13 protein-coding genes are annotated in these 14917 nt (G+C 52.6%); 1 reads left to right on the top strand and 12 read right to left on the bottom strand.

Annotated features, from left to right (window positions below; translation table 11 throughout):
- Nucleotides 1-34: 34 nt before the first annotated feature.
- From IRJ17_RS17095 to IRJ17_RS17070, 6 genes are all read right to left on the bottom strand, one after another.
- Nucleotides 35-1075: a Gfo/Idh/MocA family protein gene (locus IRJ17_RS17095; RefSeq protein WP_173596564.1), complete on the bottom strand. Its 1041-nt coding sequence runs from the start codon at nucleotides 1073-1075 to the stop codon at nucleotides 35-37.
- A 114-nt stretch (nucleotides 1076-1189) separates the two neighbouring features.
- A complete protein-coding gene (locus IRJ17_RS17090; RefSeq protein ID WP_242771194.1) occupies nucleotides 1190-1870 on the bottom strand; it encodes a metallophosphoesterase family protein in 681 nt (226 codons plus the stop codon).
- A gap of 155 nt (nucleotides 1871-2025) precedes the next feature.
- Complete coding sequence (locus IRJ17_RS17085) at nucleotides 2026-2673, bottom strand: nitroreductase family protein (RefSeq protein WP_122965397.1); 648 nt, start codon at nucleotides 2671-2673, stop codon at nucleotides 2026-2028.
- A 186-nt stretch (nucleotides 2674-2859) separates the two neighbouring features.
- Complete coding sequence (locus IRJ17_RS17080; RefSeq protein ID WP_173599492.1) at nucleotides 2860-3186, bottom strand: hypothetical protein; 327 nt, start codon at nucleotides 3184-3186, stop codon at nucleotides 2860-2862.
- Nucleotides 3187-3192: 6 nt separating this feature from the next.
- Nucleotides 3193-5739, bottom strand: a complete 2547-nt coding sequence (gene parC, locus IRJ17_RS17075) for a DNA topoisomerase IV subunit A (protein WP_122965395.1) — start codon at nucleotides 5737-5739, stop codon at nucleotides 3193-3195.
- A gap of 2 nt (nucleotides 5740-5741) precedes the next feature.
- Complete coding sequence (locus tag IRJ17_RS17070; protein WP_122965493.1) at nucleotides 5742-7712, bottom strand: DNA gyrase/topoisomerase IV subunit B; 1971 nt, start codon at nucleotides 7710-7712, stop codon at nucleotides 5742-5744.
- Nucleotides 7713-8212: 500 nt separating this feature from the next.
- Between IRJ17_RS17070 and IRJ17_RS17065 the strand changes: the two genes are divergently transcribed.
- Nucleotides 8213-8590, top strand: coding sequence for a YflT domain-containing protein (locus IRJ17_RS17065; RefSeq protein ID WP_242771191.1), 378 nt, complete (start codon nucleotides 8213-8215; stop codon nucleotides 8588-8590).
- 88 nt (nucleotides 8591-8678) lie between these two features.
- Here the strand turns inward: IRJ17_RS17065 and IRJ17_RS17060 are convergent, their stop codons facing one another.
- The 6 genes from IRJ17_RS17060 to IRJ17_RS17035 all read right to left on the bottom strand — a co-directional run bounded on the left by IRJ17_RS17060 (nucleotide 8679) and on the right by IRJ17_RS17035 (nucleotide 14915).
- Complete coding sequence (locus tag IRJ17_RS17060) at nucleotides 8679-8984, bottom strand: DUF1292 domain-containing protein (RefSeq protein WP_063228520.1); 306 nt, start codon at nucleotides 8982-8984, stop codon at nucleotides 8679-8681.
- A gap of 82 nt (nucleotides 8985-9066) precedes the next feature.
- Nucleotides 9067-10500: an ATP-binding protein gene (locus IRJ17_RS17055; RefSeq protein WP_122965393.1), complete on the bottom strand. Its 1434-nt coding sequence runs from the start codon at nucleotides 10498-10500 to the stop codon at nucleotides 9067-9069.
- A gap of 189 nt (nucleotides 10501-10689) precedes the next feature.
- Nucleotides 10690-10893, bottom strand: a complete 204-nt coding sequence (locus IRJ17_RS17050; RefSeq protein WP_122965392.1) for a hypothetical protein — start codon at nucleotides 10891-10893, stop codon at nucleotides 10690-10692.
- 1 nt (nucleotide 10894) lies between these two features.
- Nucleotides 10895-11761: an ABC transporter permease gene (locus IRJ17_RS17045; RefSeq protein ID WP_122965391.1), complete on the bottom strand. Its 867-nt coding sequence runs from the start codon at nucleotides 11759-11761 to the stop codon at nucleotides 10895-10897.
- On the bottom strand, nucleotides 11758-12690 hold the full coding sequence (locus IRJ17_RS17040) for an ABC transporter ATP-binding protein (protein ID WP_122965390.1): 933 nt from the start codon (nucleotides 12688-12690) through the stop codon (nucleotides 11758-11760). Before IRJ17_RS17040 ends, IRJ17_RS17045 begins: the two co-directional genes overlap by 4 nt.
- Entirely contained in the window at nucleotides 12684-14915 is a 2232-nt protein-coding gene (locus IRJ17_RS17035) for a hypothetical protein (protein ID WP_122965389.1), read from the bottom strand. The genes IRJ17_RS17040 and IRJ17_RS17035 overlap by 7 nt, the downstream gene beginning before the upstream one ends.
- Nucleotides 14916-14917 lie beyond the last annotated feature (2 nt).

Raw genomic sequence — 14917 nt, 5'->3', positions numbered from 1 at the left:
TAGTGTGACCAGCCATGTGTGCTCTCATTCCCTGTCACGTCTCCAAGCGGACACTTCTCCCCGTGGCAGCCGACTCCATCGCCGCCTCGACAATGCGCAGCGCAGCCAATCCGTCCTCGCCTGTGGCGATCGGCGCTTGTCCCGTGCGGATAGCTTCGACAAAAGCATCGATCACGCCGCTCGCCGTCTGGTTGTCGTTCGTTTGCATCGCCCCGAGCTGATAGAGCACTCGCTGTCCATCCGCCTTGATGATCTCCAGGTCTTTTTCAGGCTCGGCAAAAATTTTCATGATACCCCGCTCGCCGTACAAGATCGTGCTGTTGTCTTCATCGCCATAATAGCTCCAGCTAAAAGATGCCGTCCCGATCGCACCCGATTTGGTTCTGAGCAGGCACGACATATGATCGCAAACCTCGATCGGCTGTCCGTGTTCATCCTTTTTGTCCAAAACGCCGGAAAAAGCGCTAATCTCCGCAATCTCGTCCTGGAGCAAATACCGGAGCAGATCGACTTTATGGATGCCCAAATCACCTGCAACGCCAAACGCGGAGCGGGCTTTTTTGAAAAACCACGTTCCGTTTGTCCCGTTGGCGCTCCAATGTTCAGGGCCTTGATGACCAAAGCTTGTTTTGAACGACAAAATGTTTCCCAACTCCCCGGCTTCAATCAGCTGCCGCGCTTTGGCATGCGCACTGACCAGGCGCTGGTTGTGGTCAATCATCAACACTTTGCCCGACTTGTTCGCTGCTGCGAGTATTTGCTTCGCCCCTGCGATTGTCGTCGCAATCGGCTTTTCACACAGCACATGCTTGCCCGCCAAAAGCGCCTGTGTCGTAATCAGATGGTGCATTTCGTTGGTTGAACAATCACTGATCGCGTCGATTTCAGGATGTCGTACGACTTCTTCCCAGCTCCCCGCTACTTGTCCGCCGTATTTGTCTGCCAGCTTCCTCGCCCGGTCTGGATTCGGATCGTAGACAAGCAAAATGTCCGTGTAAGGATTTTGCCGATATTCGGGAGCATGGCGGTGATTGGCAATGGAACCGCAACCGATAATGCCGACTTTTAAGGTCAATGCTTATTCTCCCTTCATTATTATCTTAATATTCTTATTATACAGACGATCGCAAACAAAGAAAAGACGGCCCCTGGTCTTGTCCCTGACAGGTATGCCGTCTCTTTTTCTTGACTACTCGACCGAGTACACCTTGCGACTCGGCAGCTCCAGGCAGTGCAAACGGCCGCCAAAAACAGCGCCGCCATCAATCCCGATGATGTTGTTGTCCCCGAAGTAAACATCGTGTTTTCCGTGCAAATTTTCTGTCGGGGTATGCCCGAATACAACCGTCTTTTCCCCGCGATAGCCTTTGTGGAACTCATCGCGAATCCACATCAGCTTGTACGGGTCTGTTTCTGCCACCGGAGTCTCGGGATGCACGCCTCCGTGGACGAAAATATAATCGTCTGTCTCAAAAAAGCAGCGCAGTCCTCCGAGAAAATCGAGATGCTCCTGCACTTCTGGCGTCACTTCCAACGCTTCTGGTGCGCCAGATTCGGTAGTAGCGCCTGCGTGACCGTAGCTCGCCAACGTAGCTTGAGCGCCATTGCGGAACCAACGTTCGATAAAAACAGGGTCTTGCTCAAACGATTTCACCATCATATGGTCATGGTTGCCCATCAGGACAACTGCTCCTTGTTCGTGAAGCTGTTTCACTTTTGCGACCACTTCTCGCGATTTGGGGCCGCGATCCACGTAATCCCCGAGCAAAATCAGTTGATCGTTTTGCGCATCGTAATTCACAAGCTCCATCAGCGACTCCAGCTTGTCCAGTTCCCCATGTATATCGCTGATTGCCAAAATCCGTTTCATGCTAACCCTTCTTTCTTCTGTCTGTAAGGTTGTTGCTTGTCCTGTTTCATTGTACGCCCCCTCCTGCCCGATTTCTACCCCGACAGGAAGATTGCCTGATCAAAAAACAAACAGTCACGGTTCATAGACCAGTGACTGTCGTACCACACACTTGCTTATTTACTTGGCATCTCATTCCAGAACGTAATGGCATCTACGTCTAGCCGGGTAGTCGGATGTCCAGGCTGTGCCGCTTTTCCTACGGCGATCAGCATGACCGTTTCGTAGCGATCCGAGATTTGGAACGCCTCTTTGAACAATTCGTCGTTGTATCCGCCCATCGGAACGGTGTCATACCCGCGAGCTTTGGCAACGAGCATGAATTGCATCGCGACCAGTCCGCCATCTACAAGCGCAATTTCTTTCAGCACGCTGCGCTCGCGGTTTTCGTAACGGCGGTTGATGTTGGCGATCATGGTTGCTTTCGCTTCTTCTGTCATGTAGCCGGTGTCGATTGCTTTCTGGTAAATTTGCTCCGCCTGCTTGTAGCCCTCGTAGTCGCCAAGTACGGCGATCACTGCGGCAGCTTCGACGACCTGCTTTTGATTGAAGGCAATCGGGAGCAGCTTTTCTTTCAGCTCCTGCTCGTCGATGATCAGAAAACGCCAAGGTTGAAGATTCGAGCTGGATGGCGCCAATGTCGCTTCGGCCAGCATCTCTTTCAACTCGTCGCGGGAAATTTTGACGGATGCGTCGTAATGACGTACCGATCTGCGTTCGCGAATGACATCCGCAAAAGCTTTTTGGTTCATCGTTTGTTCCATCTGCTTGCTCCTCCAATCAGTAAGTAACTAACATTTTGAAACAAAAAGAAACGTGCTCAAACTGTACCATACATGCCAAGTTTTTGGCAATCCTTGCAACTGTAAAAAAACGCTTTGGCACCGCCCTTCCCCTGCGCGGGTGCATGAGCATGTGCCAAAGCGTCCTTTAAAGCCATCCTGATTCGGTTAAACCGGAGAAAACGCGGACAAAACCGCAGGCTGCTTCACGGTTTCGCCAGTAGGCAATTCAACGATAAGAGCTCCAGCGTCCGCATCCTCGCCCGCTTCCCAGCGGAGAGCAAACGGCTTGCGCGAAAAAGCATCGTCCTCATCCAAACTCGCCAGCATCTGCCGCAGTGTATCTGCCGTAACGGGCACTGGCACGCTCGGCCCTTCCTCTTGCGGAAGGGAAAGCAGCTTGGGCGCTTCTTCAAAATACTGAACCGTGTCGAGCAGAAGAGAGACTTGCTGCCAGCTCAACGGTGATACAAACGCTTCAAACGGAGTTGCCATTTTCCATCATTCCTTCTCTTCGCCAAGATCAAACAAACTGACAGGAGCACCTGTCGCCTTTTGCTGCGAGCTTGCGGATTCTCCCTCTCCAGAGCCTTTTGCGGTCGGCTCCTCTTTTGGTTCATCAGTTGGCAAAACGGTTTCAAAGACAACCGCTTTGACGCCGCCTTCCACGACGACGCGGCCAATTCCGCCCTGCTCGTTCACGATCACCTGGCTCGCGTCCACTGGCACCCACTCGTTTTGCGCCGTCCAGGCGTACACGGTTTCCTCCAGGTAAATCGCCGTCAGCTGGTGCGGATGGTTTTTGCGCTTGCGAATCAACTGCACGCCTTTGCCAGCCCGTCCTTGCAGCGGCATGGCGGCAATCGCTGTCCGCTTCACTACGCCTTCCTCTGTCAACAGCGTAAACGCTCGGCTGTCTTCCAGCTCAGTCGGCAGCATCGTCACGACTTCATCTCCCGCTGCGAGTGTAATCGCTTTTACGCCGCTGGAAGCGCGACCTGTCGCCCCGACTTCTGCCTGCAAGAAGCGAATCCCCATCCCGTCGCGGGTTGCCCCCAAAATCCCGCCAGCTTCCGCCGTTACGAATACATGGACAAATTCGTCATCTTCTGATTTCAGCTTGGCAGCCACGAGTGCGCTCGAACGATTGGTTTCATATTCGGACAGCGCGGTCTTTTTGATCAAGCCGTTTTTGCTGACATGGTACACAAACAACGGCTGCTTGAAGTTCTCGACGATGGTGAATCCAACAATCCGCTGATTTTTTTCCAACGGGATGACGTTGACCAGCGCAGAACCGATATCTTTCCACTTGTCGTCCGGGAAAGCATTGACGAGTGTGGCGAAATACTTGCCGTCCTGCGTGAAAAACAGGGCCGTATGGGATGTGTTCGTCTCCACGAAGTAGCGAACCTTATCCCCGTCCTTTACCCCGCACGTCTCCAGGGTTCCCCCGACCGACTTGAAGGAACGCGGGCTTGTCCGCTTGATGTACCCTTCGTTCGTGAGGGTGACGATGCAATCTTCTGCATTGATCTGCATGGCGATATCGATTTTGATTTCCTCGATTTCGCCCTGGATTTCCGTCAGGCGCTCTTCCGCGTACTTTTTCTTGATCTCGTTCAACTCGCCTGTAATGACCTGAATCAGCCTTTTCTCGCTGGCAAGAATCGCTTTCAGCTCCTCGATTTCTTTCGCCAGGGTTGCCAGCTCTTTTTCCAGCTTGACGATATCGAGACGGGTCAAGGAAGCGAGCTGGATGCTCAGAATCGCGTCTGCCTGCTCATCCGAGAAGCCGTACTTCTCCATGATGTTTTTCTTGGCGTCGGCACGGTCTTCGGAATCCATGATCGTGTCGACGATCTCGCGCAAAATCGACTTGGCGCGAATCAGCCCTTGCACGATATGCTCGCGCTTCGACTTGCGCTCCAAATCGTACTCGCAGCGCTTTGTCACGACTTCCTTCTGGTGATCGACGTACGCCTTGAGCAGTCCTTTGAGTCCCATCTGGTGGATGGTTCCCTCGTGAATCACGTTCATGTTGTAGTTGTAGTAAATTTGCAGGTCGGTATTTTTGTACAAGTAATTCAAAATCGCCTGCTCGTCCGCTTCCTTGCGAATGTCGACGACGATGCGGACTTTGTTCATCTCCGCTTCTTTGCGCCCCGTCTCATCGCGGACAGCCAGCGCGCCCTCGATTTTGCGGTCCATGACCAGCTCGTCAATTTGCCCGACCAGCTTGGACTTGACCACCTCGTAAGGAATTTCCGAGACGACGATTTTCTTCACTTTGCCGCCTTTTGGCTCCTCCACATGCGTCTTGGCACGGATGATGAATTGGCCGCGGCCTGTTTCAAACGCCTTGCGGATTCCCGACAGACCTTGCACGATGCCTCCCGTCGGAAAATCCGGCCCTTTGACGTGCTTCATCAGCTCGTCGAGCGAGATGTCCGGATTTTTCATCTGGGCAATCGCCGCGTCGATCACTTCCCCCAGATTGTGGGTCGGAATGTCCGTGGCAAAGCCGACAGCAATCCCGGAAGCGCCGTTGACCAAAAGGTTGGGAAAACGCGAAGGCAATACAGCCGGCTGCTGTGCCGAGTTGTCGTAGTTCGGGATGAAGGTGACGGTATCTTTTTCAATATCGCGCAAAAGCTCGTTGGCGAGTGCGGACAAGCGGGACTCCGTGTAACGCATCGCTGCAGGCGGATCGGCGTCCAGACTGCCGAAGTTCCCGTGTCCTTGGATGAGCACCTGACGCATCTTCCACCATTGGGCCATGCGCACCATCGTCTCGTAAATCGCCGAGTCGCCGTGCGGGTGATATGTACCCATCACGTACCCGACTGTTTTCGCCGATTTCCGGTACGGCTTGTCATTCGTATTGCCCTCTTGGTACATCGCGTACAAAATCCGGCGCTGTACAGGCTTCAGACCGTCGCGGGCGTCCGGGATCGCGCGGGAGAGAATGACCAGGTTGGCATAGTCTCCGAACCGCTTCCCCATGATCTCCGCGAAGCTCTGGTTAATGATCTGATTGGACAACATGTTTATTCATCCTCTCCCACTTCAAAGGTAACGTGGTTCTCGATCCACTCGCGACGAGGCGGAACTTTGTCTCCCATCAGCACCGTCACGAGTTTTTCACAGTGAGCGAGGTCTTCAAGCTCGACTTTGATGAGTTTGCGCGTTTCCGGGTCCATTGTCGTTTCCCACAGCTGATCGGCGTTCATCTCACCCAAGCCTTTGTATCGTTGTACTTCTGCACCTCGTCCTACCCGCTTGAGCGCCTGCTCCAGCTCCTGATCGCTCCAACAGTAGATCGCTTCCGTCTGCTTGCCTTTTACCTGTTTTTTCACCTGGTAAAGCGGCGGCTGGGCGATGTACAAGTGGCCTGCTGCGATCATCGGACGCATGTAGCGGAAAAAGAAGGTGAGGAGCAGCGTCTGGATGTGGGAGCCGTCGACGTCCGCGTCTGACATGATGATGACTTTGTCAAAAGCGCAGTTTTCGATGTCAAACTCTTCCCCGATATCCGTCTCCAGTACCTCCAAAATCGTCCGAAATTCCTCGTTTGCCAACACTTCGGACAGCTTGGCCTTTTCCGTGTTCAACGGTTTTCCTCGCAAGGAGAACAGCGCCTGAAACTCGGAATTGCGCGCTTGCTTGGCCGAGCCGCCTGCGGAGTCACCCTCGACGAGGAACAGCTCGTTGCGTTTGGAATCGCGGTATTGCGGAGGGGTAAATTTTTCCGAGATCGATTTGCGTTTTTTCGCCGTCTTGCCTTTCTTGTCTCCGCGCAAAGCTTCGCGCTGTTTGCGCAGCTCCTCGCGAATTTCGGCAGACCGCACTGCCTTGTCGATCAAAAGCTTGCCTATTTCCGGATTTTCCTCGAGGAAGAAGCCCAGCTTTTCTGAGACAATTTGTTCGACGATTGCCCGCGCTTCTTCGTTCCCCAGCTTGTCCTTGGTTTGGGACTCGAACTGGACATCAGCCATTTGCAATGACAGCACTCCGAGGAAACCTTCCCGCAAATCGTTTCCCGTCAGATTGGGATCTTTGTCCTTCAAGTACCCTTTTTTCCGCGCAAATTCGTTGAAAATCCGGGTCGTTCCGTTGCGGAAGCCCGTTACGTGCGTACCGCCGTCTGTCGTGACAATCGAGTTGACGTACGATACGAGCGTCTCTGCATAACCGTCGTTGTATTGAAACGCCAGCTCGACGTAGACGTTGTCTTTTTCTCCCTCGAAATAAACGATGGGGTGCAGCGTGTTTTTGCCCTCATTCAAATAAGAGACGTACGATTTCAAGCCATCCTCGAAGTAAAACTCTTCGCGTTTTTTCTCCGGTCCGCGCTCGTCGATCAAGACCATGCGCAGCTTTTTCAACAGAAAGGCGGTCTCCCGGAAACGGTCGCGAATCGTCTCGTAATCAAAACGCGCGCTGCCAAATACGGCTTCGTCCGGCAAAAAGCGCACAGTCGTTCCCGTTCTTCTCGTCGTACCTGTCACTTCCAGATCGGTAACCGGCTTGCCGACATGCTCGACGCCTTTTTCATCGACCACGTAAGCGAAGCGTTGCTTGTGCACTTTGCCTTCCCGGTGGATTTCCACCTCAAGCCATTTGGACAAGGCGACCACGACGCTGGAGCCTACCCCGTGCAAGCCGCCGCTTTTTTTATATCCGCCGCCGCCGAATTTCCCTCCGGCGTGGAGTGTCGTAAAAATGACTTCGGGAACAGGCCGTCCCGTTTTATGCATCCCGGTCGGAATCCCCCGGCCGTGGTCTTCTACGCTGACACTGCCGTCCTTGTACAAAGTAACGATGATCGTATCATTGACGCCAGCCAACGCCTCGTCCTTGGCATTGTCGACGATTTCCCACAGGAGATGGTGCAAACCTCTGCTTCCGGTAGAGCCTATGTACATCCCAGGACGTTTACGGACGGCGATCAGGCCCTCCAGTACCTGGATATCTTCCTCGGTATAGGTCAGTGTATGTAGTGTGTCTGTTTCCTTCAATCGCGCTCTCCCCTCTACTAATTCGAAAAGCGTCCAAAACTTGCTGGCGTTTTGGTAACCGCGCAGGTCATCGCCTGTTTTTCGCAAAAACCCCTTGCGATCCACCTAGGGAATTTTTCACAGAAAAAAGCGAACACTTAATCGCTATTGTACCGTATGCTTCCCATAGTATTCAACGCCAGTCACAAAATGGGGCAAAAAAACCACCCCGCCCTAGCGAGATGGCCGATCACGCACCGCATTCACTCCAGCATATGACGCTTCTTCATTAGTGTAGCATTTGCAACAAAGCAAGGTCAAAGCGAAGCAACCTCGCTTGCTCTTACTTATTTTCTTGGTTGTTTTGGAAAAACCCTTCTCTTCTGCCGGAAATTATTCCCGCTGTGCTTTTTTTCGCATCAAGTGTGGCCTGCGGCGAACTATTTTCCATTCATCGTGAACGCTCCAGCGGGCATCCTAGTAAGGCATCGATTCCTGAGCCGACATAGGGGGGAACAACTTTGATCAGTGCTACCAAGCCGTTTGTGAAGTTTCATCGCTACGATCAGGAGCTGGTTTCAGATATCCAGGCGCTGAATTCGTCCGGCTATCATAAGGATGACATCTGGGTGCTGAAATGGAATCCCGATAAAAACCACTCGAACCAGCGCAACAATTTTTATAAATACAGCACCCACTTCGAGAGTGCCGTAGGAGACATCGACAGCAAAGCCCACTTTTTTGACAATGGCGGCGAGGAACTGCGCACCCGTCTGGAAAAGTTCGGGCTGACCAAAGACGAATGCTCCGCGCTGGTCAGAGAACTGCAAGAAACGGATTACACCTGCCTGTTGGTCGTGCGCGATCTCAAAGACAATATTATTCAAATGAAAAACTGAGACGTCAAAAAGCCACTGCTTGGTCATTGACACCAGCAGTGGCTTCTTCATGCGTACGAGTGCCGCTTGCTTCCTGGGGGCAACCCGATTATTCGCCTTTGTCGATCAGTTCAATGCCTTCCAGAACCTCGTTCAGCTTCGCGTAAACAACGCCTTCCTCGTCTTCTTCCAGCGGAACCATTTCGCCGCCGTCAACTTGGAATACGAAGATGTCTACTTCTTCATCGAGGTCTTCTTCTGCCTCTTCATCTTCGATTGCTTCCGTCAAGGCAATATATTCTTTACCGTTCAGGTCAAACATCGCGATTACTTCAAAATCACCCAACGGTTCACCGTTTTCATCGTCCAGCGTAATGATATCGCCCAATTCGAGGTCTTTGTTATCTTCTGTCAATGCGTTCACGTCCTTATGCTGATATTGGTTCTCTACACCATCATACCGTTTTTTTCCGGCAGAAGCAAACGGGCAAATGGCGCTATCCGATCGGCAATCTGATTTCAAAGGTCGTGCCTGTCCCTTCACCGCTACGCACGCTAATCGTCCCGCCGTGATTGGCGATAATTTTGTAGCTGACCATCAAGCCGAGGCCCGTCCCGTTCGGCTTCGTCGTGAAAAATGGCTCGCCGAGCTTCGCCAGTTGTTCCTGGGAAATCCCGCAGCCCTGATCGGAAAAGGCGATGACCATCGTCTCCCCTTCCACAGCCGCCGTCACCTTCACTTCCCCGCCGTTCGGCATCGCTTCCACCGCATTTTTCAGCAGATTGAGAAAAACTTGCTTCAGCTGGTTTTCCTCGCAGACAATCGACGGCAGGTTTTCAGCGTAGCTTGTGATGATTTGGACATTGTGCATAATCGCATGTGTGTCCGCGATCATGACGATCTGCTCCAGAAGCGGGCGCATTTCCCGCTTGCGCTGGAGGATAACCTGCGGCTTGGCCAGCACGAGAAACTCGCTGATAATAAACTCGATCCGATCCAGTTCGGACAGCATGATGCCAAAATATTCGTCCTTGCCCTCCGGGTACGCTCGCAGCAGTTGGACAAACCCTTTCAAAGACGTCAGAGGATTGCGAATTTCGTGAGCAACGCCTGCCGCCATCTGGCCGATCACCGACAACAATTCCGATTTGCGCACAAGCTCCTCCGCTTGCTTGCGCTGGGTTATATCCTGCAAAATGCCGATGACCGCCGGTTTGCCTCTGTACATGCTCGTTTTTTGCAAAACTTCGACATCGATCCTGCTGCCGTTTTTACATAGCCCGCGAAACTGATAGTGGATATTGGAACGATCGCCGTTCAATCTTCGCTCCTGATGTCCGTGAATGATCCCGCGCTCTTCCTCGATGACCAGATCAGAGGCGGTCATTCTCACAAGCTCTTCCTGGCTGTATCCAAAAATGTCCCCCAACCGCGGATTGACGTAAACAAACCCTGGCTCCTCGACATATGCGATGTAAACGCCGATCAAAGTGTCCTCGACCAGACTGCGGTACAGCTCCTCTGCCTCTTGCATCTGCTGTTTCATCAGCTTGTATTCAGTAATATCCGTAGCTGAACCGATGATTTCCGTAACGACGCCGTCATGGCTGATCGGGGTTAATACCGAGGCAAAATACCGTTCGCCCAGAACGAGTTCATACTCTACAGTCTGCCCGGCAACGGCTACCTGGTAGTAAGGCAGGATATACTCTACATCGGTTTTGCGAAAAATATCCTCCATGCGCATGCCTTTCAATGCATCCGTGTGAATCCCGTACTCATGCGCAAGCTTCCCTTCCGACAGCTCCAAGATAAACTCGTCCTGTTCATTCCGAATGAATTTGAAAATATGGTTATGTACGTTTTGGATAATATGGAGCCATTCATTTTTAGGTGAAGCAGCTCCAGCTTCGACGCCTTGTGCACGCAACGAGCATTCACCTCTTCGGTCGTAAGGATATGGACAAATTCACCACAGAAGTCGCATTTCCTCTTTTTTCCGTCTAACCATCCATAAGCATTCGCGTATACGCCATGAAGCACTGACCGCATCTGCCTTTTCCATGCATACGTCTTTTGACAAAAAAACAACCTACCGAAAAGGGCAGGTTGTCCGTTTTTACTCGCTATACTCTTGCAGCACGCCTTTTTCCAGCAGAAACGCTTCTTCTGCTTGCAAAATCGTGATGATCGCTTCCCGCTGCACGTACATGCCGGCAGATGCGAGACGACTTTCAATCGATCTGAGCATTTCTTCAAAATCGATGATTTGCACTTCTTCCTGTTTGCTCACAAAACATACCTCCTTTTCCAACACATCCATCTCATTTTACACGACCAGACGCTTTCTTCCAACTCCACCATCTGCGGCGGATCGGTTTCAGCAAATAAGCGCTCCAAACTACGAGGAGCAAGCCTAGCACCACATACGTGCAGGAGAAAAACAGCCACGGTGAAAACGCCAGCTGCTCGGAATGATCCAACGACTCTCCCAAAATGCCGAACAGGACAATCACTGGGTTCATCCCCGCCAGCACTTGCAGCTCGGGCAAATTCCAGACTCCTTGGTCCGGGTACATGTCCGGATAGCTTTGCTGCAGCCATTCCCCGATGAAAAAGAACAACAGCCCGGTTCCGACGACGAAAAAGAACGCGATTCCGTACGCTGTAATGGTGCTGATCGAGGTGCGCTTGATCCAGGTAGAGCAAAACAGTCCAAGCGAGCCCAAAAAGAAAATATTCACGGCCAAAAACAGAATCAGCTGGGCCAGTTGTTCCGGCGACACGCTGCCGTACAGCATGACGATACTGTATAGCGGCATCGACGCGACGATCAGCAGTGTCGAAAACGCAAGCGATGTGATCAGCTTGCTCCAGACGATCGTAGTCGGCGACAACTGTGTCGTCAGCAAAATGTGCAGCGTCTGCCGTTCACGCTCCCCGCTGATGGCGCCTGCGGTCAATGCCGGAGCCACAAAGCAGACCATCGCATAATGAATCGCTGCGGAAATAAGAAACAGATTGCGGTTCTCGCCCAACGCCTCGGCCTTCAGCGTATCCGTCAGCAAAAAACCGAGCGGAATGCCGCCCATGATCAGCAAATAAATGGCAAGGATGCACACCGTTTTGCGCGAGCGAAATCGCTCTCTCATCTCTTTGACGAGAATCGGATTGAAAAGGAAGCCGTTCATTCCATACCGACTCCTTCCGTAATCGCCAAGAAAACATCTTCCAAATTTTTCTTCGCGTCCCCATAGTAGACGACAGCCACTTGCTCATCCATCAGCTCTTGCAGCAACTCTGCTTTTTCTTGCTCGGTTCCTTGAAAATAAAAGCGGAAACCGCCCATGTATTCCTCTAGATGGTTGACGAGCGGCGAGCTTTCGAGCAGCAGCGCTGCCTTGTCCAGATTGCGCAGCGCCCGCAGCTGCATGACGCTGCCACCTGTCTCGCGATTGCTCACTTCGTGGACGGAGCCGCAGGCGATTAGCTTGCCGTGTTCGATCACTCCGATATCATCGCACAGCTCAGCCAGCTCCGGCAGGATGTGCGAGCTGATCAAAATCGTCTTGCCCATCTCCCGCAGCTGCTTGATGATTTCCCGCAGCTCGATGCGTGCGCGCGGGTCCAGACCGGAAGCAGGCTCATCCAGAATCAGGACAGCCGGATCGTGCACGAGACACCTCGCCAGACCGAGCCTTTGCTGCATTCCGCGCGACAAAGAATCGACAAAAGCATCCGCTTTCGGCGACAGGTTGACCAGTTCCAGCAAATCGGCGACCAGGGATCGCCTGTTTCGGGCAGGAATTTTAAAAGCGCCTGCGTAAAACTCCAAATACTCGACTGCCGTCAAATTGTCGTACACGCCAAAGAAATCGGGCATGTATCCTATCGACTGGCGGACGCTGGCCGGATCTTTGCGGACGTTGTAGCCGCACACATACGCCTCCCCTTCGCTCTGTTCAAGCAAAGTAGACAAAATCATCATCGTTGTCGATTTGCCAGCGCCATTCGGACCGATGAATCCGAATACTTTTCCCGGTTCGATAGCCAAATTCAAGTCTGACAAGGCTTGCAGGGTTCCGTAGCGCTTCCCAAGATGCACGGTTTCAATTACCATTTTCTCACCCCTTCAACCTGGAAGAATGGCACAGGCAGCGACAAGCGCGACGGTCCGTCATTGGAAAAGCGCAGCAGCAGCGTATGATTCACGGTCAACGCATCCTGAAGCTCCCGATCCAGCACGAGCTTTGTTCCCCGGTCAACCAGGCGCCATTTCCCGCTTTTCTGCTGGAAATACTCCACCCGGAACGGACGGTAGGAACTGTGATCAAGCGGAACAAGCAAACGCTTCAGGTCCAAATTCGTCATGTCGGTGCGCAGTTCAAAAGTGATGCTGCCTTTTCCAAGCTGCCACAAATAGCCATTGATTGAATCGTAGTCTCCCGTCGTTTCCAGCAGATCGACGTTCAAAAGCCCGTAAGGCATTACCACATTCCCGTTTTCTTGCGGCTTTAGCTGTACCGTCTGGTTGACGACATTCCAGTAGTACGACTGATGCGGCTCCTGCATTTTCATCAGCGGAATCGGGTCTGTCGTGATCCCGATCAAGCGAACCTGACCGCCCTGTCCATACCCGATGACGTTCTCTTGCATCTCTTTTCGTCTCTTTTCAGGCGAATCCGCTTCTTCTTGAAGTTGATCGCGCGGCATAAACAAGGCTTCCACCGCTCCGTCAATCTGTTTTTCTTCGCCTTTTTTCAATGCTCCGATCGGAATCCGCTGCAAGCCGACTTCGATGTACGCCTGCTCGTAGGAGTAAAGCGTATTGTTCTTCACTTGCCCGACAATCCGGTTCTCCTCCACATGCACGTTCACGTCAAAAGCTCCGATCTCTCGCAGCACCCCAAACCCGGTCGCCTGTTTAGGAGTCAGGTAAGGAAGGTTGCGGTAAGACAACAGGCGCGAGCCATCTGTCAGCCCTTCCGGCTCGTAATCCCTGCGGCCCTGAGTCAAAGGCACAGCCACGATGGAAGGCTCCACAATCACATCGTAGCCATCCTTGTCGACGGACAAAAAGGTTGCGGCCGTTCGGGCCCTGGCCAAATGTTCGTCCAAAATGTTGATTTCCGAAACCGTATAGCTGGCATTCGTTTTCACCACCAACGGTTTTCCAAACGCGAAAATACCGATAGTCAACAAGACGGCAACCCCTGGGATGATTCCCCACGCCCACTCCCGTCTGCCGATTCTTTTCAGCACGATGTAAGCCAAGGGGGCAACCAGCAGCACGTATCCGCCCCACAGGACGACCATCCAAACAGGCGTCGGAGTCTGTACATCGGGGATTTTCTTGCTCAACTCCAAAAAAGGCCGCGACATTTGATCCAGGTAGCGCTTGTTTTCCAAAATGGTCGTCGCGCCCTGCTGCACCATAACATTTTGCCAGAGCGGCAAGTTGTGCTGCCAGGAAGCAAGCGGCTCCAAAGTCACATCGTAGTTGACGAACAACAGCAGTCCTTTTCCGCTGGGCTTGGCAACAAACAGCGGAAAATCTTTGTTGTAAACAGGGATATTCCCGGGTGGAGCAGGCTTGTCGTCCATGTATACCCGCAGCGCATCCGCAATGTTCACGCTTCCCTTGTTCCCCGGCGGGATTGGCAAAATGTCTGCGAACCTTTGCACCAGCCCATCCTGCTCGGGACCTGCGGACAAGATGACGACACCGCCGAGCTTGATCCATTCCTTGATCGCGTTCAACTGTGTATCGTTAATCGGCGTCTCCTGCTTCCCGCCGATCGCCAACACATCAAGGCTCTCCAACATCCACGACTGATCAGGCAGCATGTCGGGAGATACCGTTTGGACGGAGATCGACCGATTTTGCTTCGTCTGGGAAGCATTTACCGCCAGAAAATGAAACGCGTTGCCTCCCTCGTTCACGACGCCGATCGTCTGGCCGTCCTTTGGGTAGGGGAGGCGCAATTTCTCTGATTTGATCACCTGTCCATTTTGTGTCACCTGGATGTACCAGTCATCGAGCAACAGTTGCACAGGCAAATCAAAAAACAGAGTAGTGCTTTTGCCTTTTTCCAACTTCACAGGCTGGCGCAAGTTCGTTTGGCGCTGATTTTTTGCCAAAGGGTTTCTCGACAGTTCCACGAAGCCCGCAACATCTTTTTCCTGACTGGAAATCGTCACGCCGACCCGCGCCCATGATTCATACTTGATCAAGCCGCTCATCGGCATGTTTATTTCTATATCCACGTTGTTCTCTGCCGACGCTGGCTGTCCCAAAAAACAGACCCATGCCACGACAAAGGCCAACATCCAGCTCCTTCTCATGC

The sequence above is a fragment of the Brevibacillus parabrevis genome (genome assembly GCF_022701015.1).
GTDB lineage: Bacteria > Bacillota > Bacilli > Brevibacillales > Brevibacillaceae > Brevibacillus > Brevibacillus parabrevis.
The sequence above is the reverse complement of the archived record's forward strand: the minus strand, read 5'-3'. Positions and strand labels throughout refer to the sequence as shown.